This window comes from Romboutsia sp. 1001713B170207_170306_H8 (assembly GCF_015550495.1).
Lineage (GTDB): Bacteria > Bacillota > Clostridia > Peptostreptococcales > Peptostreptococcaceae > Romboutsia_E.
On sequence record NZ_JADNAX010000001.1, the window covers coordinates 297,427 to 320,252 of the forward strand.

Below are 22,826 nucleotides of genomic sequence, written 5' to 3' on the forward strand. Positions count from 1 at the left end.
ATTTGTTTGTATAAAACAAATTTTAAAAGATATAAATAAAGGTTATTTAAGGCCGATATTTCATGAGGAGATGATTGTAAATGGCGAGCGAAGTATTACAAAAAACGAGAAGAATAAATAAAACATTACAAACAAGTGGTGGAAGTAGTGTTTCTTTTGAATTACTAGCAGGATCTTTAGGAGAAGTTCTTAATGCAAATGTATACGTATTAAGTTCAAAAGGAAAAATATTAGGCCTTTACCTTAATGATGAGGCTGATAGTTCTGTAGTAGAAGAAGAAGATACTAATCAAAAAATGTTCCCTAAGGAATATAATAAAAGTTTATTAAAGATAAATGAAACTTTAGATAACTTAACAGGAGAAGAAGTTCTTAAATTATTCCCAGATGAGCATGGTAGACTTGAAAAGTATACAACTATAGTTCCAATATTAGGTAGTGGTCAAAGATTAGGTACTTTAGTGCTATCAAGATATAATGATAATTTTACGGATGATGATTTAGTTATATCTGAATATAGTGCTACTGTAATAGGATTAGAAGTACTAAGAGCTCTAAGTGAAGAATTAGAAATTGAGATGAGAAAGAAGGCTGTAGTTCAAATGGCTATAGGAACATTATCTTACTCAGAGTTAGAAGCTGTAGAGCATATATTTGATGAATTAAACGGAAAAGAAGGTTTACTTGTAGCAAGTAAAATAGCGGATAGAGTTGGGATAACTAGATCTGTAATAGTTAATGCCTTAAGAAAATTTGAAAGTGCAGGAGTTATAGAGTCTAGGTCGTTAGGTATGAAAGGTACTCATATAAAGATACTTAATGATAAACTTATACCTGAATTAAAAAAAGTTAAAAATTCTAACTAATAAAATTGTCACAAAAAGAAGGTATCTAGAACTAGATACCTTCTTTTTGTATAAAATTAGGAGGTAAAATGAAGCCATTAGCAGATAGATTAAGACCACAAAATATTGAAGATATGGTGGGGCAATCACATATAATAGGCGAAGGTAAGGTTTTAAATAAAATTATAAACAATAAGTCAATACCAAATATGATTTTATATGGACCACCAGGTACTGGGAAGACAACATTTGCAAATATAATTGCAAATGCAACAGGTAAAAAATATGTTAAGTTAAATGCTGTAAATTGTGGAGTAAAGGAAATTAAAGAAGTTATAGAAGCAAGTAAACAAGATTTATTTTCATATAATGGAATAATTCTAATGCTTGATGAAATACAGGCTATGAATAAAAAGCAACAGCAAGCATTATTAGAAGTTATAGAGGATGGATCAGTAACTTTAATAGCAAGCACAGCAGATAATCCTTATTTTGTTATATACAAAGCAATATTGAGTAGAAGCTCAATATTTGAATTTAAAACTATAGAAAAAGAAGAGATATTTAAAGGATTAAAAAGAGCGGTTGGAAAAATTAGCGATTTATATTCATATGAAAAAATTAATATAGATGATGATGCATTAAAATGCATCTCTGAAATTTCTAATGGAGATATGAGAAGTGCTTTAAATAAACTTGAGCTAGCATTTAATTTAGGGATTGATATAAGAAGTAATAGCGTAAATGTAACTGTAGATACGGTAATAGAATCCTCTAGTGAAAAAGGTTTAAGTTTTGATAGGGGAGGTGATGATGGATATTCTATACTATCAGCATTTCATAAATCATTGAGAGGGTCAGATGAAAATGCCGCAATACATTATTTAGCTAGATTAATAAAATCAGAAGATATGCAAGGAATTACAAGAAGGCTATTATGTGTTGCAAGTGAAGATGTGGGACTAGCTGTACCTCAAGCTATAACTATAACACATGCTTGTGTTTCAGCTGCTTTGCAATTAGGGTTCCCAGAAGCAAGGATACCTTTAGCTCAAGCAACAATATATTTGGCCCAATGCCCAAAGTCTAATTCTGTTATTAATGCAATAGATTTGGCTTTATATGATTTAGATAATATTGAAACTGGTGATATACCTATACATCTCAAAGATGCTCATTATTCAGGAGCTAAAGATTTAGGTAGAGGTGTAGACTATAAATATCCTCATAACTACCCAAACAATTATGTGAAACAACAGTATTTACCAAATACTATAAAAGATAAGAAATACTATAGTCCAGGCGAAAATAAAAATGAACAAGCATTTAAACATTATTGGGAGAATTTAAAAAAATAGACTATAATAAATATTAGGGAGATAAACTAATAATAAAAAATTAAATTATTTATTTGTTTGAGTATTGTATCAGGGGGAAATTTTATGATTATAAAGCTTGATTCTTCTTATCATAATAAGGTTATAAAATATTTAGAAAGAGAATCTGAGTTTAACTTATTAACGATAGGGGATATAGAGAGATACGGATATGATAACTACTTTTTAAATATATGGGCAGATATTAATAAAAAAGGGGAAATTGAAGGTATACTTGTTAAATGTTTTGAATTTATTATCTTTTATGCCTATGATAGATTTGATGTAAATGAATTTGCAGATTTAATTAGTAGTATGGATTATTCAGAGATAAGTGGGAAATCAGAAGCAGTAGATAAATTAGCATATAAGATAAATTTAAGAAAAAGTAGGAAAGTTAAATTTTGTAAACTTGAAGATAAAGAGTTGTTAAAAGAAGACAATGTGAATATAAAGGTAAAAAAAATGAAGTTTAGACATTTAGGAAAAGTAGCTAAATTGTATGAAGCTATTGATGAGTTTGAAAATACTACTGTAGATAATCTTAGAAATGGACTAAAAACAGGTAGAGGTTACTTTATTGAAGTGGATAAAAATATAGTAGCAATGGCTAAAAGTACTGCAGAAAATAAAAAGTATGCAATGATAGTTGGAGTAGGAACTCATCCAAACTATAGAAATAGGGGCCTTGCTACAAAATGTATAGTAAAAATATGTTCAGAATTATTAGATGAAAATAAAACACCATGTTTGTTTTATGATAATGAGAAAGCAGGCGCTATTTATCATAAATTAGGATTTAAAAAAATAGGAAATTGGAGTATTTATTACAAATAGCAAAAATTAGATTGAATTTAGAATGTAAATATATATATTATATTTTATATAAGTAAAAAATTAACAATGACAGGGGGAATTCAAATGTATAACATTGGAATTGATGTAGGAGGAAATAGCATAAAAGCTGGTCTAGTTGAAGATGGTATGATAACTATTAGATCTACAAAAGAGGTTAGCATGCTTACTGGATTTGATGGGATAATTGAAATCATAAAGGATGTTGTAAATAGTATACTAATTCAAAAAAATATAACTATAAATGAAGTAGAAAGTATCGGTATCGGTATACCTGGAGTTGTAAATAAACAAGGTTGTGTAAGTTGTGTAAACTTAGGCATGAAAAATGATCCATTAGAGAATAGAATAAGAGAAATATTTCCGAATACAAAAATTGTAGTTGAAAATGATGCTAATGTGGCTGCATTTGCAGAATACAAGTATGGTAGCATGAAAGGTTATGACACTGGAGTTATGATTACTCTAGGTACTGGAGTAGGGGGAGGTATTATTATAAATGGAAAACCTTTCTCAGGAGCTCATGGCATAGGATCAGAGATTGGACATATTATATTAGATTCTAATTATTATACTTGTAATTGTGGAAATAATGGATGTTTTGAAACTTTTTGTTCAGCAACAGCTATAATAAAATATGCTCAAAAATTAATTAAAGAAGGTGAAAAATCTATTATTATTGAAATGGCTGAAAATAATATGGATAATATAAATGCAAAAGTGGTATTTGATGCATATAGGGAAAAAGATATTGTAGCGATAAAGGTAATCAATAGATTTAAAGAGTATTTAATAAAAGGAATTTTAAGCATAGTTCACTTTATTGACCCAGAGATAATATCAATTGGTGGTGGATTATCAAACTCAAGTGATATTATTTTAGAGGGGTTAGAAGAAGAATTAAATAAAAGAGCAATATATAATGGTAATGGAGTTTCAAAAATAGTAATTGCAGAGTTTAAAAATGATGCGGGAATTTTAGGGGCATCTGCTTTATAAAATCTATAATGGAAAACTAACTAGTGAATAGCCTGATAATGCTATTTACTAGTTTTTTTAATTCATACAAAAATACTATGTTTTAAATCTTGACAAAAATACTAGGATATAATACAATAATTTTAAAGTTAATTCCTACTGAAACAGTATGATTTAGATTTCAGTATAGAAGGTGATTGAATATGAAATTATCTACTAAAGGTAGATATGGATTAAAGGCAATGTTTGAATTATCTATAAGTCAAAGCAAAGGTCCAGTACCACTTAAGGTAATAGCAAACAACCAGAATATATCGGAACAATATTTAGAACAGATTTTTTCTAAGTTAAAAAAATCTGGGATAATAAAAAGTGTAAGAGGTGCACAAGGTGGGTATCTATTAGCTAAGGATGCAAAAGACATTAGTGTAGGAGAAATATTAATAGCACTTGAAGGTCCTGTATCTCTATCTGAATGTGTACTAGATGAAGATGTATGCGAAAATTCAGGTACTTGTGTAACAAAGATAGTTTGGGAAAAGTTAAAAAAGGGTATAGAAGATGTTATAAACTCAATTACCCTACAAGATATGATAAATGATTACGACAAAAATAGATTTTTAGATAATGATATAACTAAATTGATATCAAAAGATAGGGAGTGTAACTAAAAATGGAAAAAAGAAGAATATACATGGATTATTCTGCAACTACTCCAGTTAAGAAAGAAGTAGTAGATGCTATGATGCCTTACTTAACTGATTATTTTGGAAATGCATCAAGTTTCCACTCATTTGGTAGAGAAGCAAAAGAAGCGTTAGATAAAGCAAGGAGTCAAGTTGCTTCACTTATAAATGCTAATCCAAATGAGATATACTTTACAGCTGGCGGAACAGAAAGTGATAACTGGGCTATAGAAGGAGTTGCATTTGCAAATAGAAATAAAGGAAATCATATAATAACATCAAAAATAGAACATCACGGTGTACTTCATCCATGTGAGTATCTAGAAAAGCATCATGGATTTGAAGTTACTTATTTAGATGTAGATTCAGAAGGTAGAGTTGATTTAGAACAATTAAAAAACTCTATAAAAGATACAACTATATTAATAACTATAATGTTCGCTAATAATGAAATAGGTACTATACAACCTATAAAAGAAATAGCAGAGATAGCTAAAGAACACAAGATAGTATTCCATACAGATGCTGTTCAAGCGGCGGGTAACATTCATATAGATGTAAAAGAATTAGGTGTAGATTTAATGAGTATGTCATCTCATAAAATATATGGGCCTAAAGGTATAGGAGCTTTATATATTAAAAGAGGCACTAAACTTCATACATTTGTACATGGAGGCGCTCAAGAAAGAAGAAAAAGAGCAGGTACTGAAAATATACCAGCAATAGTTGGTTACGGTAAAGCTGCAGAGTTAGCTAAAGCTAATATGGATAATCATATAGAAACATTAACTAAGTTAAGAACTAAGTTAATAGATACTATATTAGAAAAAATACCTCATACAAGAATAAACGGAAGTTTAACTCATAGGTTACCAGGGAATGTAAACTTTGGATTTGAGTTTATAGAAGGTGAAGGAATACTATTATTATTAGATATGTTAGGTATAGCTGCATCAAGTGGCTCAGCATGTACATCAGGATCATTAGATCCATCACATGTTCTTATGGCAATAGGATTACCTCATGAACTTGCTCATGGGTCACTTAGACTTTCAATTGGAGATTTTACAACAGAAGAAGATATAGATTATATAATAGATAATTTACCTAAGGTTATAGAGAGATTAAGAAGTATGTCACCTCTTTATGAATCTTATGTAAGAGAACAACAATTAACAAAATAATAAATTAAACGGAATTTTTAAGGAGGATATAATCATGCAATATACTGAAAAAGTTATGGATCATTTTATGAACCCAAGAAATGTTGGACAAATAGAAGATGCAAGTGGTGTTGGAGAAGTAGGAAATGCTAAATGTGGAGATATAATGAGAATATATCTTGATATAGATGAAAACCAAATAATACAAGATGTTAAGTTTATGACATTTGGATGTGGATCAGCTATAGCTAGTTCATCAATGGCTACAGAAATGGTAAAAGGTAAAAGTGTACATGAAGCTTTAGAAGTAACTAATAAAGCAGTTGCAGAAGCTTTAGATGGTTTACCACCAGTAAAGATGCACTGTTCAGTATTAGCTGAGCAAGCTATAAAAGCTGCATTAATAGATTATGCTAAGAAAAATAATATACACATACCAGAATTAGATGGTGTAGTTATAGATGATGATCATGATCATCACCATGATATAGATGAAGATGAAGAATAAGAAATAGTTTAGATAATAAATTATAAGTGGGAACTTGGGCTGGAATAAAAATCTACATGTAATGTAGATTTTTATATCCAGCCTTTCGCTTTAATATAAAAATGATGTTAAGATATATTTGTGATTATATAAATATAAGAGTATGAAGTAAGTTTATACTTTTAAAAAATGTACAAAGTAGATATAATATAGAGAATGAGGTGATTTTTAATGAGCAAAAAAAAGGTAATGATAGGTATGAGTGGTGGAGTTGATAGTTCTGTTGCTGCATACTTATTAAAGGAACAAGGCTATGATGTAATAGGAGTTACTATGAAGTTATGGCAAGATGATGAAGATGACGATATAATTGAAAATGACGGAGGATGTTGTTCATTAGCTGCAGTAGAAGATGCAAGACATGTAGCTCAAAAAATAGGTATACCTTTTTATGTACTAAACTTTAGAGAAGTATTTAAGGAAAAGGTAATTGATTATTTTATAGATGAATATTTAGAAGGAAGAACTCCGAATCCTTGTATAGCATGTAATAAACATATAAAATTTGATGATTTTTATAAGAGAGCTAGACAAATTGGATGTGATTATGTGGCAACAGGTCATTATGCTAAGATTGAGAAAGATGAAGAAACAGGTAGATATTTACTTAAGAAATCAGTTACTGATAAAAAAGATCAAACTTATGCTTTATATAATATGACACAAGACCAACTAGAACATACATTGCTTCCTATAGGTGATTATGAGAAAGAAAGAGTAAGAGAGATTGCTAAGGAGTTAGGATTTGACGTTCATAATAAACCAGATAGTCAAGAAATATGCTTTGTAAAAGATAATAACTATGCAGGATATGTAACAAAGCATGCTAACAAAAGAATAGAAGAAGGATTCTTTGTAGATACTAAAGGAAATGTATTGGGAAAACATAAAGGAATCGTACATTATACTATAGGACAAAGAAAAGGGCTTGGAATTGCTTTTGGTAAGCCTATGTTTGTTGTTGATATAGATCCAGTAAAAAATACTGTTGTATTAGGGTCTAATGATGATATCTTTAAAAAAGAGCTTATTGCAAAAGATGTTAACTTAATAACTATAGATGAGATAAAAGATCCTATAAGAGTACAAGCTAAAGTTAGATATTCAGCTAAACCATCTGAAGCTACTGTGTATAATAATGGAGATGGAACTATAAGAATAGTATTTGATGAAGCACAAAGAGCTATAACTAAGGGACAATCAGTTGTTATGTATGATGGAGATAAAGTTGTTGGCGGAGGAATTATAGTTAAAAGTTTATAAAAAATATATTGATTAATTTTGCAAAATTTAGTAAGATAACTATATATGAAGTCAAAAATAAAATTAATTAAAGACATTGAAAAGAAATAGTAAATTATTTGAAGTCTTACAGAGAGAGGGAATTGGTGGAAACCCTTAGAATAGAATAATTGAAGCAGTCTTGGAGTTACAACTTGGAAATTAAGTATAAGTTGTCGGTAGTTACGTTATAACTAAGGTTTTCCGAAGATATCATAACTTTTTATGATAATTAGGGTGGTACCGCGAAATAATCTCGCCCCTATAGTTTTTTATAGGCGCGAGTTTTTTTATATTTAAATTTAAATAAATAATTTGATGTTTTAAATATAAAAATATAAACACAATTAATATTTATAGGAGGAATTTAATATGCAAAAAATGGGATTAAATGAAATAAGAAGTAAATTCTTAAACTTCTTTGAATCTAAAGGACACTATGCTGCAAAAAGTGCTTCTTTAGTACCACATAACGATAAAAGTTTATTACTTATAAACTCAGGAATGGCTCCTTTAAAAAATTACTTTGCAGGAGTTGAAGTTCCACCAAGTAAGAGAATGACTACTTGTCAAAAATGTATAAGAACTGGAGATATAGAGAATGTAGGTAAAACTGCTAGACATGGTACATTCTTTGAGATGTTAGGTAACTTCTCATTTGGAGATTACTTTAAGAGAGAATCTATAAGATGGGGATGGGAGTTCGTAACAGAGCATTTAAATATACCAGAAGATAGATTATGGGTAACAGTATACGAGAATGATGATGATGCTTTTGATATATGGTCAAAAGAAATGAACTTCCCAACTGAAAGAATAGTTAGACTTGGAAAAGACGATAATTTCTGGGAAATAGGTACAGGACCGTGTGGACCATGTTCAGAGATATACTTTGATAGAGGAGAAGCATTTGGATGTGATAATCCAGATTGTAAACCTGGATGTGATTGTGATAGATATTTAGAGTTCTGGAACCATGTTTTCACTCAATTTGATAGAGATGAAGAAGGTAACTATGGACAACTTGAGCACAAAAATATAGATACAGGTATGGGTCTTGAAAGAATGGCTTGTATAATGCAAGATGTTGATAATATATTTGAAGTAGATACAATAAGACAAATAATAAGTGCTATAGAAAAAGTTGCAAATGTAGAATATGGTAAAAATGCTAAAACAGATGTTTCAATAAGAATAATAACTGACCATATAAGAGCTGTAAGTTTCTTAGTTGCTGATGGAGTTTTACCATCAAATGAAGGAAGAGGATACGTTCTTAGAAGACTGTTAAGAAGAGCTGCTCGTCATGGTAAATTATTAGGAATAAAAGAAAACTTCTTATATAAATTAGTTGATGAAGTTATAAAAGTAAGTGGAGAAGCTTACCCAGAATTAGTAGAAAAAGAAAGCTATATAAAGAAAGTTATAAGAATCGAAGAAGAAAAATTCAATGAAACTATAGATCAAGGTAGTGAAATATTATCTTCTTATATAGAAGAGTTAAATAAAAATAATGAAAAAACTTTAAGTGGAGAAAATGCATTTAAATTATATGATACTTATGGTTTCCCAATAGATTTAACTAAAGAAATATTAGAAGAAGTTGGTCTTGATTTAGATGAAGATGCTTTTAATGAAGAAATGAATAAGCAAAGAGAAAGAGCTAGAAGTGCAAGAGGAAATATGGACGGTGAAAGTTGGAAAGAAGATCCATTATCTAAATTAGATGAATCTGCATCAAGTAGCTTTGAAGGATATAATGATTTAACTTTAGTTGGAAAAGTTAATGCTATAGTTATGGATGATGAAATAGTAGAAGTTGCTAAAGAAGGAGATAATGTAGCTATAGTATTAGATCAAACTACATTCTATCCAGAAGGTGGAGGACAAGCAGGTGACTGTGGAATACTTTCTAATGATAACGTAGTAATAGAAGTAATAGATACAAGAAAAGGCGCTAACAATACTATAAAACACATAGGAACAGTTAAATCTGGTGAAGTAAAAGTAAATGATGAGTTAACTACATTAGTAAATAAAGAAATAAGAATGGCAAGTGCTAGAAACCATACTGCAACTCACTTATTACACAAAGTATTAAAAGAAGTATTAGGAGAACATGTTAATCAAGCTGGTTCTTTAGTTAATTCAGAAAGATTAAGATTTGACATAACTCACTTTGAGGCTATATCAAAAGATGAATTAAAAGTTATAGAAGAAAAAGTAAATGATGCTATACTTGATTCTTTAGATATAAATTGTGAAAATATGGGTATAAATGAAGCTAAAGAAAAAGGAGCTACAGCTCTATTTGGCGAAAAGTATGGTAAGGAAGTAAGAGTTGTATCTATGGGAGATTTCTCTATAGAGCTTTGTGGAGGTACTCACTTAAAAAATACATCTCAAGTTGGTATGTTTAAAATAATATCTGAAGGTGGAGTTGCTGCAGGAGTAAGAAGAATAGAAGCAATAACAGGAAGATCAGTTTATGAGTATTTAAAGGAAAGAGATGCAATTATAAATGAAGTATGTGTTAGCTTAAAAGCTAAAGAAGATAATTTAACACAAAGAGCATCTCAAATAGTAGATGAAAATAAAGCTTTAGCAAAAGAACTACATGAAATAAAGGCTAAAATGAGTTTACAATCAGCTGATTCTATATTAGATTCTAAGATAGAAATAAATGGAGTAAACTTAGTAACAGCTAAATTTGAAGGTATGGATATGAATACTTTAAGGGAAACAGCTGATAGCTTAAGAGATAAATTAGCTTCAGGTGTTGTAGTTATAGCAAATATAGCAGATAATAAAGTTAACTTTATTGTAACAGCTACTAAAGATGTACTAGAAAAAGGAATACATTCAGGTAATATAGTTAGAGAAGTTGCACAAATAGCTGGTGGAAAAGGTGGAGGAAGACCTAACATGGCTCAAGCTGGTGCAAGTGATGTAAGTAAGGTAGAAGAAGCTTTAAATTATGCAGGAGAGGTAATAAAATCTCAAGTAAAATAAATTTACTTTAAAGGGGGATTTACTTTGGATAAGAATCTAGATTATACTGTTAAATTCGAATGTGTATCTGAAGATAAAATGAGTGTTGGGGATACTATAGATTTTGTATATAAAGCATTAATAGAGAAAGGATATGACCCTATAAATCAAATTATAGGGTACATTCTTTCTGGTGATTCAAGCTATATAACTAGCCATAAAAATGCAAGATCAATAATAAAGAAATTTGAGAGAGATGAAATACTTGAAGAGGTAATTTCTTATTATTTAAAAAGAAAGTAGGTCAACTTCATGAAAAAAAAGATTGCATCGTTGTTAATGGCTATTATGATATTGGTATCTTTTATGCCAATAAATAGTTATGCAAATGGAAGTAATAATAAAGTTCAAGGAAAAGTTATATTTATTAATATGAATAGAACTAGCCTTGCAAGTATGCTACAAATATCTTCTTTAAAAGAAGAATTAGATAATAGAGGTTATATTGGTCTTATGAATATCAGAGGTGATAAGGGAACTGATGATAGAAGATCTTTAGCCACTATGGGTGCAGGTAGAAGAGCAAATGTGAGTACAGAAAGTTTTATAAATTTTAGAGAATCAAATGACAATTCTAGCAAGGTTTATGAAGCTTCTACAAATGCAAAAGCTAAGTCAATAAATGATTTAACTATTAATAGATCGTTAAATGAAAATGCTGAAAAAGGTGAATATGGAGCTGTATTAGGTTCTTTAGGACAGACTTTATCAGAGAATAATTTAAAAACGGCTTTAATAGGAAATAGTGATACTATAGAAAATGAAAATTTAGTTAGAAATAGAAATCTTGGATTAGTAGCTATGGATCAATATGGTCGAATCGATGCTGGTAATATTGATAACATAAATATAGAAGATTTATCTATGCCTTATGGTATAAGAACTGACTATAATAAATTATTAGAAGAAACTAAAAATCAGTATAAAGAAAGTGACGCTATATTTGTAGATATTGGAGATACATATAGACTTGATAAATATAGACTAAATTTAAATGAAGCTACATATAGTGCTACAAAGTCAAAGATACTAAATTATATAGATGAATACTTAAAAGAAGTATTTAGTATTGTAAATGAAAATGATACTATATACATAGTAAGTGCATTCCCTAGTGATATAGATTATTTAAATAGAAGAAGGCTATCTCCTATAATTAAGCTATCAAATGAAGGTAAGGGACTTTTAGCTTCTGCTACAACTAGAAGAGATGGAATAGTTGCTAACCTAGATATAGGAGTAGATATTTTAAATGAATTTGGATTAGAAAATGAGGATATGGTAGGTAAAAGCTTTACTACAATTGATAAAGATGATAATACTACATACTTATTAGATGAATATGAAAAAATAGTTTCTATATCTAATATAAGATCAACTATTATAAATACTTTTGTTGGTGTTGTGTCTGTATCATGGGTAATAGCTATGTTTGCAGTTTTATTTAGAAACTATATACCAAATAAAGAAAAAGTATTTAAAGTATTAAAGGAATTTATAAAACTTGGTTTTATACTTCCATTAGCATTCTTAGTTGTTGGAATATTTAATTTTAAAACACAAGTTTCAATATCATTAGGTATAACTGGCACAACTATATTACTTTATATTTTAGGAAGAATATTATTTAAAGATGATATAAAACATATGGGATTCTTTGCAGGCATTACAATACTAGCAATATCTATGGATTGTGTATTTGGAACGTATTTAATGAAAAATAGTATAATGAGTTACGATGCAATAATTGGAGCTAGATACTATGGTATGGGAAATGAATATCAAGGTATAGCTATAGGTAGTGCAATTTTCGCACTTGCAGTATTACTTCAATATAGAAAGATTCCAAAATGGTTAGCTGCAGTTGCATCAGTATTAACACTATTAACTACAGCATCACCAAGTATGGGTGCTAATGTAGGAGCTGCAATATCTGAATGTGTTGCATACTTAGTATTTTTATTAATAATATTTGATGTAAAATTAGACTTTAAAAAGGTATTTTTAATATTACTTGCTGCAGCAGGTGTAGTATTTGCATTTGCGGCATTTGATATAATTTCTGGAAGTGAATCTCACTTATCAGGATTTGTAAAACAAATTTTAGCTAACGGTCCAATAACTATAATACAAACATTCTCTAGAAAGATTCAAATGAACTTAAAACTAGCAAAAACTACAGTATGGGTAAATATATTACTTGTAGGAGTAGCAATTGTAGGTATTATGATATTTAGACCATCTAAGCATTTTAGAAACTTAGCTAATAAGTACAAGTATATATTTGATAGCTTTATTGCCACATTAGTAGGATGTTTTATAACGCTATTAGTTAATGATTCTGGTATAGTTGCGGCAGCCACAGCATGTATTTATATACTTATACCTTTAATAATAATAAGTATAAATATGATTATATTTGAAGATGAAAAATAAATAAGATCGAGCTGATATAAAATCAGCTCGATTTTATTTACTTGAAAATTATTTGCAAATAGATACACTTATAATATAAAATAAGATATGAATGTTTTTAAATTAAATAGGAAGAATAATTTAAATAAATGATAAGAAATATTTAAAAGTCAAAGGAGACAAATAATGCTAGACGGAAGAATTATGGGATTAGATATAGGAGATAAAACTATTGGTGTTGCTGTTAGTGACTTAATGGGAATGACTGCTCAAGGTGTAAAGACAATAAGAAGAGTAGGAAAGAAAAAAGATATAGAAGAATTAAAAGCTATAATAAAAGAAAGGCAAGTTAACAAAATTGTATCAGGATTACCTAAGAATATGAATGGTACACTAGGCCCACAAGGTGAAAAAGTTATAAAGTTTTGTGAATTAATAAAAGAAGAAACTGGTTTAGATATAGAGTTTTGGGATGAAAGATTGTCTACTGTTGCAGCAGAAAGATCTTTAATAGAAGGTGATGTAAGTAGACAAAAAAGAAAAAAAGTAATAGATATGTTAGCAGCAGTAATTATATTACAAGGATATCTTGATTCAAAAAGTTTTTAGTAAAATGTATATAAATTTATAGATTTATGATATATAATATAAATAATAAATAATAATTTGAGGTGAAACAAATGCAAGAAAATATAATCAACTTAATCGACGAAAATGGAGTAGAAAGCCAATTTGAGATAATATTAACTTTAGAAGCAGAAGAAAAAGAATATGCTATATTAATGCCTGTTGAAGATGAAGAAGCAGAAGAAGCTTTAATATTTAGAATAGACGCAGATGAAGAAGGAGAAATATTAGTTCCATTAGAAAATGATGATGAGTATGAAACTGTTGTTGCAGTATATAATGCAATAATGGAAGAGGAAGGTTTAAACTTCGACGAAGACGAACAATAAAATTTAGTAAAAAACCTACTTAATTTTTGATTAAGTAGGTTTTTTATTTTTGATTTATAATAAAATAATCTATTTGAGAATAATATGAGTGCTTTTCTTGCTTAAATTTGTAAAAATAGGGTAATAATATTATCATACGAGCACTTTAAATAGAATATTAAATTTAGAAAGGTTATTCTCAATTGAAGATTAAATTGACGATTGAAGTTTTAAAATCTTGACAATACCATAAATATTAGATAGAATTTTTAATAAGAATTATCAATTGAAAAATAAAAGGGTGATATACATGAAGAATATAATGGAAGAGTTAAAAGAAAAGCTAAAAGAAACAGGCTTTAAAATTACTCCTCAAAGACGAGCTATAATAGAGATATTGTTAAAACATGAAAATGAACATTTAAGTAGTGAAGAGATATACGATTTAGTAAGAGTTGATTGTCCAGAAATAGGGTTAGCAACAGTATATAGAACTATGCAACTACTAGATGAGATAAATGTAATATCAAAGCTTAATTTAGATGATGGATGTGTTAGATATGAAATTAGTTTAAATGAAGAAGATTGCCATCACCATCATCATCTTATATGCGGTAATTGTAACAAAATAATAGAAGTAAAAGAAGATTTATTAGATAGTATAGAAAGTGAAATACAATCTTTATACAAGTTTAAAATAGTAGACCATGATGTTAAGTTTTATGGTTTATGTGAAGAATGTAATAAAAATATAAGTCCTGAATAAGGACTTATATTTTTATTACAGAATAAAATATAAAAAATATTAATACAAATATAATTAACATTTCTAAGAAGTTACTAAAATGACCACCAACCTTTAAACTTCCTATAGAAATTTTTTTATTACTTAGTGGATAAAAAAGAGGAACTCCTTGTCTAGTAAATAAATCGCCTAAAAATATATGACTTGAGTAACTGATAGTTCCCCAAAATGATAAATTGTATATATTAGTTAGTAGTTCAATTTGTTTAAGGAGTAAATATAAAATGGTGATTGCTAGAACACTATGAGATACGCCTCTGTGCTTAAACCATGGGAAAATACCTAGCATTATAACAAATAGAACTATAAAAATTTTTGTTTTGACTAAATAAAGACAACCCCCCAGTAATAGAAAAGTCAAAGATAAAAATAACTTTCTTAAAAATTTATGGCTAAGTTTTGACTCTATTATAAATATTGAAATAAAAGTTATAATAGAACTTAAGTAAAAATTATTATTTATTTTTAAGGAAAAAAAGAATATTACTATATTTATTGTATATATTAATGATTTATATAAAAACTTAGATACATTTTTTTTGATAAATAAGTTTGATATTGTAGAATTAGGTTCATCTAAGTCTGGAAGTAATGAAAAAATAGCTGAAACTATAATTGAAAATATTGTAATAGGTATTTTAAAAATTAATGATGCTTGTATGGATGCTAAGACGCCTATAGCACAATGTGTTCTACCACGCATAAATCCTCCTATATAAATAAGTTAATATACTCAGAGAATATCAAAATAATTTGCTTTTGTCAAAATAATGAATTAAATGTATTTTAAATATTACTTAAAATATAACAGGATTTGTGGTACAATGATAATAACTGGTAGAGTTCGTGATTTGATATTATAAATTTAATGTAAAGATAGATTGGAATAAGAAAATTGAATAGACAGAAGGAGATGGTGCAATTGTTCAAGAAGAACACTAATAAAATTAAGGTAGCAGCCTTAGGTGGACTTAACGAAATCGGCAAAAATATGACCGTTATTGAATATAAAGATGAAATAATTGTAATTGATGCGGGGTTAAGTTTTCCAGAAGATGAAATGTTAGGGGTAGATATAGTTATACCGGATATAACTTATTTAGTAAGAAATAAGGATAAGATAAAGGGTATATTTATAACTCATGGTCATGAAGACCACATAGGAGCGCTTCCATATATACTTAAAAAATTAAATGTACCTGTATATGGATCAAGACTTAGTATAGCTCTTATACAAGTAAAATTAAAAGAGCATAAACTTAATAACGTTAAGTTAAATGTTGTAACTCCTAGACAAATAATAAAATTATCGAATATGGACGTAGAGTTTATAAAAATGAATCATAGTATACCAGATGCATTCTCTATAGCCGTACACACAGATCAAGGGATTATATTCCATACAGGAGACTTTAAGGTTGATTTAACTCCAATAGATGGAGATGTTATGGATATGCATAGAATTTGCGAGTTAAGTCAAAAGGGAGTTCTTTTAATGTTAGCAGATAGTACTAATGTCGGTAAAAGTGGATATAGTATGTCTGAAAAGACTGTAGGAGCAGGACTAGATGATTTATTTAGAAAAGGAAGCGATAGTAGAATTATAGTAGCTACATTTGCATCTAATATACACAGATTACAACAAATAATAGATATGGCTGCAAAGTTTGGAAGAAAAGTTGCAGTATCAGGTAGATCTATGGTAAATGTTGTTGGTGTAGCAAAAGAATTAGGTTATTTAGATGTTGAAGATGATATGATAATTGATTTAAATGACATATCAAAATATCAAAATAATGAGTTAGTAATAATAACTACAGGAACACAGGGAGAACCTATGTCTGCTCTTGCGAGAATGGCATGTTCAGAACATAAGAAAGTTGAAATAAAAAAAGGTGATTTAGTAATAATATCAGCTCATCCAATACCAGGAAATGAAAAATTAATATCTAAAGTTATAAATTTATTATTTGAAAAAGGTGCAGAAGTTGTATATAATGACATAGCTGATATACATGTATCAGGTCATGCTTGTCAAGAAGAATTAAAGCTTATGCATAGATTAGTAAGACCTAAATACTTCATGCCAGCTCATGGTGAGTATAGAATGTTAAAAAAACATGGAGAACTTGCACAAGAACTAGGTATGTCTGAAAAGAATGTATTTGTTATGCAAGTAGGGGAAGTATTAGAATTAGATAGAAACAATGCATCTGTGACAACACGTATACCAACAGGTAATGTATTAGTTGATGGCCTTGGAGTTGGAGATGTTGGGAATATAGTATTAAGAGATAGAAAACATTTATCAGAAGATGGATTAATGATAGTTGTTGTAACTATATCTAAAGAAGATGGAAAAGTTTTAGCTGGTCCAGATATAATATCAAGAGGATTCGTTTATGTAAGAGAATCGGAAGATTTAATGGATGGAGCTAAAAATATAATAAAAGATGTTTTATTTGAATGTGAAGAGAAAAATATAAAAGAGTGGGCTTATCTTAAAAATAATATAAAAGAAAATTTAAAAGAATACTTATATCAAAGAACTAAGAGAAATCCGATGATACTTCCTATAATTATGGAAGTATAAATAGAAATAGGCATAGATTAAATCTATGTCTATTTTTTTATGGTAATATATCATAAATTTAAGTAATTAAAAATAGAATATATAATACTAGGAGTTCATTTGTAGGAGGTATTTATGAGTGTATATGAAAGTGCTACAAAGCTAGCTAGTGAGATAAAATTAAGCGAAGAATATAAATCATTTAAAAAAAGCATGAATGAGCTTAAATCAGACTCTAAAAGTGAAAGCTTACTAAAGGAATATAAAATGAGCCAAATGGAGTTACAAAGAAGTCAGGTTCAAAATAAATCTTTAGATAAAAAAATAGTTAGAAAAATTGAAACTATAGAAAAGAAAATAAAAAAAAATAAAAAAGTATATAATTATTTAAGAGATGAGCAAGTTTTAGTTAATATGATGAATAATATTAATATAATACTGTCGGATGCAGTAGACAAAGATTATAAATAAACAAAGGAAGTGAATCTTGATGAAAATATTAATTATGAAAGTAAACCTTAGAGCTAGTTGGGTACATTCATTAAAAGAAAAAAGAATGGTAGTAAAAAGTATTATAAGTAAACTTCAGAATAAATTTAATATATCTGTTTGTGAGGTTGAAAATCAAGATTTACATCAAAGAATAACGATTGGTATATCAAAAGTTGACTTATCATACAGTCAATGCGATTCATCTATAGAATATATAGTAAGATATATAGAAGAAAATACAGATGCAGAAATTATAGATATAGAGGATGAAATAATAAATTATTAAAAAAATCCGTGTAATTTAAGAAAATTTTATTAAGTTACACGGGTTTTTTGCGTTAATTTAGTGAAAAATAAGCATATAAAATTTATATAGGAGGATATAATATGGAAAATAGAAAAATTAATAAAAATGCAAAAATAGCATTAAAACAAGTAAAATTTGAAATTGCAGCTGATTATGGTATGAATCAAGAGGATGTATTTGATATCATAGAAAATGCAAAGTCTAATGGAGTTTTAAGTAGATATTTTAGCGAATTAGAGAATAAAAAGGATTTAGTAAGTAGATTATGTAATACAACAAGTCAAATACCCCCTAGTCATTTAGAATAAAAAATAGTAACGGTGAAAGACTAATCTTAAATACAAATTAAGAGGTGACATATATGAAAAAAATATCTAGTATTATACTAGCTATGGTACTTATACTTACATCAAGTAGAATATCCTTTGCAAATGGAGACAATACAAATATAAGTATATCATCTAAATCAGCAGTCTTAATGGATGTAGGTAGTGGACAAGTACTTTATGAAAAAAATTCACATGAAAAACTACCTCCAGCTAGTGTTACTAAGGTTATGACAATGCTATTAATTTGTGAAGCCCTAGACAGTGGAAAAATCAAATTAGATGATCAAGTACAAGTAAGTGAGGTTGCATCTGGGATGGGAGGAAGCCAAATTTTCTTAGAACCAGGAGAAACTCAAAGTGTAGATACTTTACTTAAAGGAATAGCAGTAGCATCTGCTAATGATGCTTGTGTTGCTATGGCAGAATATATAGGAGGCAGTGTAGAGTCTTTTGTAGATATGATGAATAATAAAGCTAAAGAGTTAAATATGAAAGATACTCATTTTGCAAACACAAATGGATTACCAATAGATAACCATTATACTTCTGCATACGATATAGCTATAATGTCTAGAGAACTTTTAAAACATGATATAATAAGTAAATATCTAACAACATGGATGGATTCAGTAGTAGTAGGTAAAAAGCAAGCTACAATAGGTATTGCAAATACAAACAAGCTGATAAAACATTATCAAGGAGCTACTGGTGTTAAAACTGGTTTTACACAACAAGCAAAATATTGTTTATCAGCATCAGCTAAAAGAGGAGACACACATTTAATAGCAACAACACTTGGAGCGGAAACATCACAAGAAAGATTTAAGGATGCCTCAAGTCTTTTAAATTATGGATTTGCTAACTATGAAAGTGTAAAACTTTGTTCTAAAGATGATAAAATATCAACTTTAACTATGGAAAAAGCAGAAGATGATAAAATAAGCTTAGTTGCTAAAGAGGATTTATCTGTACTTATTAAAAAAGGTGAATCAAAAGAGTTTACAAAAAAAATAAAAGTATATGAAGATAGAAAATTACCTATTAAGGAAGGTACAGTTTTAGGAGTTGTAGAGGTTTACAAGGGAAAGGATAAAATTGGAAAAATTGAATTAGTTAACAATAAAGATATAAATAAAGCTGGTTACTTAAAAATGTTACAAAGAGTTATAGATAATATGTTATAAAATTAACAAAAAATAAATTAAATAAAGGTAGTGTAATTTAAAATAACTTTAAATTACACTATTTTTTGCGATAAAAAAATAGTAATTTTTAGAATAATTAGAAAATAACTTAAATTCAAGAAATAATAGAACTTTAGGAAGCATTGTCTAAAAAATAACAAAAAACTGTTGACTAAAATGGGAAAATTTATTAATATAGTCTTGCAAGGGTTTTCCTTGCAGAGGAGTTATAATATTTTAGGGAAATATTTTAGGAGGAGTAATTATGAAAAAGAAGATTGGACTAGTTCCAAAGTTGATCATGGGTATTATAGCAGGTATACTTATAGGTCAATTTGCACCAGAAGTTTTTGTAAGAGTATTAGTAACAATGAGTAGTTTATTTTCAGCATTTTTAAAGTTTGTTATACCTTTTATAATAATAGGATTTGTAACAGCTGGTATAGCTGACTTAGCTACTGGAGCAGGTAAGTTATTAGGAATAACAACAGGTATAGCATATGGATCTACAATAATAGCAGGTATTATAGCATTTACAGTTGCATCGACTGTGTTCCCATCGTTTATAGATCCAAGTGTTGCAAGTAAGATTGGAGACCCAGAAGCAGGAATGCTATCGCCATTTTTCACTATACCATTAAGTCCAATGGTAGATGTAACAGCAGCAATAGTATTTGCATTTACAATGGGACTAGGAATATCAGCTTTAAGAAATAAAGGTAAGGGAGAAACTTTATTTAATATATTCCAGGAATTTCAATCTATAGTAACAATGACTTTATCTACAGTTATAATACCATTACTACCTATATATATAGCAGGGACATTTGCTAATATAACAGTTGCAGGACAAGTATGGAGTATACTAGCTGTGTTCTGGAGAGTATTCTGCATAGTTATACCATTACACTTATTATACATATCATTCCAATTTATAGTAGCTGGAATTATAGCGAAGAAAAATCCTTTTGTTATGATAAAAAATCAAATACCAGGATATCTAACAGCAGTAGGAACTCAATCTTCTGCAGCTACGATACCTGTAAATGTTGCTTGTGCTGAGAAAAATGGTGTAAGTAAAAGTATAAGAGAATTCTGTGTACCTTTATGTGCAACTATACATTTATCAGGTAGTATAATATCTGTTACATCATTTGCAGTAGCAGTACTTATGATGAATAATATGGATAGAGGCGTATCAACACTACTACCATTTATACTAATGTTAGGTATAGCTATGGTAGCAGCACCAGGTGCACCAGGAGGAGCTATAATGAGCGCATTACCATTCCTTCCTATGATAGGTATACCATCTGATGGTGGATTAGCAAGTTTAATGATAGCTTTATACTTAACTCAAGATAGTTTTGGAACTGCAGCGAATGTATCTGGGGATAATGCAATAGCTGTAATAGTAGATCATTTTAATAATAAATTAAATAAAAATAAAGTGAAAAAAAGGGTATCTTAATTAAGAGTACAATTGGGGGATTAAAATAAGAAAAGCCTATTTGAGATAAATTTATCTTGAATAGGCTTTTTTCGTATACATGAATTTAGTATAAATTATTAAAACTTAAGTGAATTTATAAATATTTTGATTATATGTTTAGACATGTTATAATAGTAGTATTAAATATAAAAATAGGAGAGATAAGGCATGAGTTTTTTCAGCAATATATTAGTTATGTTAGTGGCTGTTGCGATAGCATTGTCAGTTCATGAGTTTGGTCATGCAGTTGCAGCATATTTACTAGGTGATAATACTGCAAAGGCATATGGAAGATTAACACTAAATCCAGCTAAACATATAGACCCAATAGGATTAATAGCTTTATTAGTTTTTCATATAGGTTGGGCAAAGCCTGTACCTGTTAATCCAAATAACTTTAAAAGTTATAGATGGGGAAATGTTATAGTATCATTATCTGGAGCAATCGGTAATATACTAGCAGCTATAGTTGCAGTAATAGTTATGAAGAATTCACATATGTATGCAATATATGCTATTGCATCTAAAACCCTAGCATTCAATGTAGCATTTGCAGCATTTAATTTACTTCCAATACCACCTCTTGATGGATGGGGAGTTATATCAGGATTTATACCTTTAAAATGGAGTGAATTTGTTTATAAGTATGAAAGCTATGGTCAATTAATACTATTACTTGCTATATTTACAGGTACTTATACTATAATATACTCACCTATATATAATGTAATAGCAGGTATAGTAGGGATATTTATATAAGTAATTAAATCTTAAGAGGTAGCTAAATGAAATATAACATACATTTACAAGTTTATGATGGTCCACTAGATTTACTTTATGATATGATATCTAAACAAAAAATAGATATAAAAGACATATCTATAATAGAAATAACTAGACAATACTTAAGTTATTTAGAAATGTTAGATAAGATGGACTTAGAAATAACTAGTGAGTTTATAACCATGGCATCAAAGCTTCTTCAAATAAAATCAAGGTACTTATTATATAAGCAAAAAGATGATGAGGAAGAAGAAGATCCAAGATTAGAATTAATGGAAAAGTTAGAAGAATACAAAAAATATAAATTAGCGGCAGAAGATTTAAAAACTAATGTAACTGATTTAAGTGAAGTATTCTATAGAAAAAAAGAAGAAATAGTAATAGATGAAAAGATAGATCTTGAGGATATATCAATAGATGCAATAAAAATGATCCTTCCATATATCTTAAAAGTAAAAACTACAACTGAAGATATTGAAGATAAGGATGAAAGATTAAATAAAATTGTAAAAGGAAGAATTGTTTCTGTTGAAGAAAAGATGGTATATATAAGGGAAATTATTAAAGAAAAAAATAATATTCATTTTACAAAAATAATTGAAAATTGTGACAAAAATGAGATAATAGCAACTTTCTTATCAATATTAGAACTTATAAAAGCAAAAGAAATAACAGTAGAACAAGACATATTCTTTGACGACATTTTAATTAAAAAAAGCGCGGAGTGATA

General features: G+C 28.6%; 23 protein-coding genes and 1 other annotated feature. Of the genes, 22 read left to right on the forward strand and 1 reads right to left on the reverse strand.

The genetic code is table 11. The features are described 5' to 3' along the window. Positions 1 to 80: 80 nt before the first annotated feature. From codY to I2A66_RS01505, 14 genes are all read left to right on the forward strand, one after another. Complete coding sequence (codY, locus tag I2A66_RS01440; RefSeq protein WP_122638239.1) at positions 81 to 866, forward strand: GTP-sensing pleiotropic transcriptional regulator CodY; 786 nt, start codon at positions 81 to 83, stop codon at positions 864 to 866. Positions 867 to 934: 68 nt separating this feature from the next. Further along, complete coding sequence (locus tag I2A66_RS01445) at positions 935 to 2,203, forward strand: replication-associated recombination protein A (protein WP_122638238.1); 1,269 nt, start codon at positions 935 to 937, stop codon at positions 2,201 to 2,203. A gap of 84 nt (positions 2,204 to 2,287) precedes the next feature. Further along, positions 2,288 to 3,058 carry a GNAT family N-acetyltransferase gene (locus I2A66_RS01450; RefSeq protein ID WP_122638237.1) on the forward strand — a complete coding sequence of 257 codons (771 nt, stop codon included), beginning with the start codon at positions 2,288 to 2,290 and terminating at the stop codon, positions 3,056 to 3,058. Positions 3,059 to 3,142: 84 nt separating this feature from the next. Further along, positions 3,143 to 4,075, forward strand: a complete 933-nt coding sequence (locus I2A66_RS01455; RefSeq protein WP_122638236.1) for an ROK family protein — start codon at positions 3,143 to 3,145, stop codon at positions 4,073 to 4,075. A gap of 182 nt (positions 4,076 to 4,257) precedes the next feature. Beyond that, positions 4,258 to 4,725, forward strand: a complete 468-nt coding sequence (locus tag I2A66_RS01460) for an RrF2 family transcriptional regulator (protein ID WP_122638235.1) — start codon at positions 4,258 to 4,260, stop codon at positions 4,723 to 4,725. A 2-nt stretch (positions 4,726 to 4,727) separates the two neighbouring features. Further along, positions 4,728 to 5,924: a cysteine desulfurase NifS gene (gene nifS, locus I2A66_RS01465; RefSeq protein ID WP_147515543.1), complete on the forward strand. Its 1,197-nt coding sequence runs from the start codon at positions 4,728 to 4,730 to the stop codon at positions 5,922 to 5,924. 34 nt (positions 5,925 to 5,958) lie between these two features. Continuing rightward, the gene (gene nifU / locus I2A66_RS01470) at positions 5,959 to 6,411 is read left to right on the forward strand and encodes a Fe-S cluster assembly scaffold protein NifU (RefSeq protein WP_122638233.1); all 453 of its coding nucleotides are present in this window, start codon (positions 5,959 to 5,961) and stop codon (positions 6,409 to 6,411) included. 210 nt (positions 6,412 to 6,621) lie between these two features. Next, complete coding sequence (gene mnmA / locus I2A66_RS01475) at positions 6,622 to 7,713, forward strand: tRNA 2-thiouridine(34) synthase MnmA (protein WP_122638232.1); 1,092 nt, start codon at positions 6,622 to 6,624, stop codon at positions 7,711 to 7,713. Positions 7,714 to 7,780: 67 nt separating this feature from the next. Beyond that, positions 7,781 to 7,998 (forward strand) — a binding site (T-box leader). Positions 7,999 to 8,103: 105 nt separating this feature from the next. Continuing rightward, positions 8,104 to 10,743 (forward strand): alanine--tRNA ligase, encoded by a 2,640-nt coding sequence (alaS, locus tag I2A66_RS01480; RefSeq protein ID WP_122638231.1) that lies wholly within the window; start codon positions 8,104 to 8,106, stop codon positions 10,741 to 10,743. 24 nt (positions 10,744 to 10,767) lie between these two features. Continuing rightward, complete coding sequence (locus I2A66_RS01485) at positions 10,768 to 11,025, forward strand: IreB family regulatory phosphoprotein (protein ID WP_122638230.1); 258 nt, start codon at positions 10,768 to 10,770, stop codon at positions 11,023 to 11,025. Between the two features lie 9 nt (positions 11,026 to 11,034). Then, a complete protein-coding gene (locus I2A66_RS01490; protein ID WP_147515542.1) occupies positions 11,035 to 13,218 on the forward strand; it encodes a hypothetical protein in 2,184 nt (727 codons plus the stop codon). Between the two features lie 165 nt (positions 13,219 to 13,383). Next, positions 13,384 to 13,806, forward strand: coding sequence for a Holliday junction resolvase RuvX (gene ruvX, locus I2A66_RS01495; protein ID WP_122638228.1), 423 nt, complete (start codon positions 13,384 to 13,386; stop codon positions 13,804 to 13,806). 71 nt (positions 13,807 to 13,877) lie between these two features. After that, complete coding sequence (locus I2A66_RS01500) at positions 13,878 to 14,153, forward strand: DUF1292 domain-containing protein (RefSeq protein WP_122638227.1); 276 nt, start codon at positions 13,878 to 13,880, stop codon at positions 14,151 to 14,153. 289 nt (positions 14,154 to 14,442) lie between these two features. Then, positions 14,443 to 14,898: a Fur family transcriptional regulator gene (locus tag I2A66_RS01505; protein WP_147515541.1), complete on the forward strand. Its 456-nt coding sequence runs from the start codon at positions 14,443 to 14,445 to the stop codon at positions 14,896 to 14,898. Between the two features lie 4 nt (positions 14,899 to 14,902). Here I2A66_RS01505 and I2A66_RS17755 read toward each other — a convergent pair whose 3' ends face one another. Beyond that, on the reverse strand, positions 14,903 to 15,640 hold the full coding sequence (locus I2A66_RS17755; RefSeq protein ID WP_122638225.1) for a metal-dependent hydrolase: 738 nt from the start codon (positions 15,638 to 15,640) through the stop codon (positions 14,903 to 14,905). Between the two features lie 210 nt (positions 15,641 to 15,850). On the opposite strand from I2A66_RS17755, the gene I2A66_RS01515 reads away from it, so the two are divergent. The 8 genes from I2A66_RS01515 (at position 15,851) to I2A66_RS01550 (ending at position 22,824) form a co-directional block, all read left to right on the forward strand. Then, a complete protein-coding gene (locus I2A66_RS01515; RefSeq protein WP_195250821.1) occupies positions 15,851 to 17,530 on the forward strand; it encodes a ribonuclease J in 1,680 nt (559 codons plus the stop codon). Positions 17,531 to 17,644: 114 nt separating this feature from the next. Continuing rightward, positions 17,645 to 17,980: a YlbF family regulator gene (locus I2A66_RS01520; RefSeq protein ID WP_122638223.1), complete on the forward strand. Its 336-nt coding sequence runs from the start codon at positions 17,645 to 17,647 to the stop codon at positions 17,978 to 17,980. A gap of 19 nt (positions 17,981 to 17,999) precedes the next feature. Continuing rightward, positions 18,000 to 18,287: a DUF503 domain-containing protein gene (locus I2A66_RS01525; protein WP_122638222.1), complete on the forward strand. Its 288-nt coding sequence runs from the start codon at positions 18,000 to 18,002 to the stop codon at positions 18,285 to 18,287. Positions 18,288 to 18,388: 101 nt separating this feature from the next. Continuing rightward, positions 18,389 to 18,616 carry a CD1290 family small acid-soluble spore protein gene (locus tag I2A66_RS01530; RefSeq protein ID WP_147515539.1) on the forward strand — a complete coding sequence of 76 codons (228 nt, stop codon included), beginning with the start codon at positions 18,389 to 18,391 and terminating at the stop codon, positions 18,614 to 18,616. Between the two features lie 53 nt (positions 18,617 to 18,669). Further along, positions 18,670 to 19,821, forward strand: coding sequence for a D-alanyl-D-alanine carboxypeptidase family protein (locus tag I2A66_RS01535; protein WP_122638220.1), 1,152 nt, complete (start codon positions 18,670 to 18,672; stop codon positions 19,819 to 19,821). Between the two features lie 265 nt (positions 19,822 to 20,086). After that, positions 20,087 to 21,292 carry a dicarboxylate/amino acid:cation symporter gene (locus tag I2A66_RS01540; protein WP_122638219.1) on the forward strand — a complete coding sequence of 402 codons (1,206 nt, stop codon included), beginning with the start codon at positions 20,087 to 20,089 and terminating at the stop codon, positions 21,290 to 21,292. Positions 21,293 to 21,481: 189 nt separating this feature from the next. Beyond that, positions 21,482 to 22,072 (forward strand): site-2 protease family protein, encoded by a 591-nt coding sequence (locus I2A66_RS01545; protein ID WP_122638218.1) that lies wholly within the window; start codon positions 21,482 to 21,484, stop codon positions 22,070 to 22,072. Between the two features lie 26 nt (positions 22,073 to 22,098). Beyond that, the gene (locus I2A66_RS01550; protein ID WP_122638217.1) at positions 22,099 to 22,824 is read left to right on the forward strand and encodes a segregation and condensation protein A; all 726 of its coding nucleotides are present in this window, start codon (positions 22,099 to 22,101) and stop codon (positions 22,822 to 22,824) included. Positions 22,825 to 22,826: the final 2 nt, after the last annotated feature.

What these genes read in the sequence shown, in the direction of transcription:
- codY (WP_122638239.1), top strand. Translation starts at nt 81, where the DNA reads ATGGCGAGCGAAGTATTACAAAAAACGAGAAGAATAAATAAAACATTA.
- I2A66_RS01445 (WP_122638238.1), top strand. Translation starts at nt 935, where the DNA reads ATGAAGCCATTAGCAGATAGATTAAGACCACAAAATATTGAAGATATG.
- I2A66_RS01450 (WP_122638237.1), top strand. Translation starts at nt 2,288, where the DNA reads ATGATTATAAAGCTTGATTCTTCTTATCATAATAAGGTTATAAAATAT.
- I2A66_RS01455 (WP_122638236.1), top strand. Translation starts at nt 3,143, where the DNA reads ATGTATAACATTGGAATTGATGTAGGAGGAAATAGCATAAAAGCTGGT.
- I2A66_RS01460 (WP_122638235.1), top strand. Translation starts at nt 4,258, where the DNA reads ATGAAATTATCTACTAAAGGTAGATATGGATTAAAGGCAATGTTTGAA.
- nifS (WP_147515543.1), top strand. Translation starts at nt 4,728, where the DNA reads ATGGAAAAAAGAAGAATATACATGGATTATTCTGCAACTACTCCAGTT.
- nifU (WP_122638233.1), top strand. Translation starts at nt 5,959, where the DNA reads ATGCAATATACTGAAAAAGTTATGGATCATTTTATGAACCCAAGAAAT.
- mnmA (WP_122638232.1), top strand. Translation starts at nt 6,622, where the DNA reads ATGAGCAAAAAAAAGGTAATGATAGGTATGAGTGGTGGAGTTGATAGT.
- alaS (WP_122638231.1), top strand. Translation starts at nt 8,104, where the DNA reads ATGCAAAAAATGGGATTAAATGAAATAAGAAGTAAATTCTTAAACTTC.
- I2A66_RS01490 (WP_147515542.1), top strand. Translation starts at nt 11,035, where the DNA reads ATGAAAAAAAAGATTGCATCGTTGTTAATGGCTATTATGATATTGGTA.
- ruvX (WP_122638228.1), top strand. Translation starts at nt 13,384, where the DNA reads ATGCTAGACGGAAGAATTATGGGATTAGATATAGGAGATAAAACTATT.
- I2A66_RS01500 (WP_122638227.1), top strand. Translation starts at nt 13,878, where the DNA reads ATGCAAGAAAATATAATCAACTTAATCGACGAAAATGGAGTAGAAAGC.
- I2A66_RS01505 (WP_147515541.1), top strand. Translation starts at nt 14,443, where the DNA reads ATGAAGAATATAATGGAAGAGTTAAAAGAAAAGCTAAAAGAAACAGGC.
- I2A66_RS17755 (WP_122638225.1), bottom strand. Translation starts at nt 15,640, where the DNA reads ATGCGTGGTAGAACACATTGTGCTATAGGCGTCTTAGCATCCATACAA.
- I2A66_RS01515 (WP_195250821.1), top strand. Translation starts at nt 15,851, where the DNA reads ATGGTGCAATTGTTCAAGAAGAACACTAATAAAATTAAGGTAGCAGCC.
- I2A66_RS01520 (WP_122638223.1), top strand. Translation starts at nt 17,645, where the DNA reads ATGAGTGTATATGAAAGTGCTACAAAGCTAGCTAGTGAGATAAAATTA.
- I2A66_RS01525 (WP_122638222.1), top strand. Translation starts at nt 18,000, where the DNA reads ATGAAAATATTAATTATGAAAGTAAACCTTAGAGCTAGTTGGGTACAT.
- I2A66_RS01530 (WP_147515539.1), top strand. Translation starts at nt 18,389, where the DNA reads ATGGAAAATAGAAAAATTAATAAAAATGCAAAAATAGCATTAAAACAA.
- I2A66_RS01535 (WP_122638220.1), top strand. Translation starts at nt 18,670, where the DNA reads ATGAAAAAAATATCTAGTATTATACTAGCTATGGTACTTATACTTACA.
- I2A66_RS01540 (WP_122638219.1), top strand. Translation starts at nt 20,087, where the DNA reads ATGAAAAAGAAGATTGGACTAGTTCCAAAGTTGATCATGGGTATTATA.
- I2A66_RS01545 (WP_122638218.1), top strand. Translation starts at nt 21,482, where the DNA reads ATGAGTTTTTTCAGCAATATATTAGTTATGTTAGTGGCTGTTGCGATA.
- I2A66_RS01550 (WP_122638217.1), top strand. Translation starts at nt 22,099, where the DNA reads ATGAAATATAACATACATTTACAAGTTTATGATGGTCCACTAGATTTA.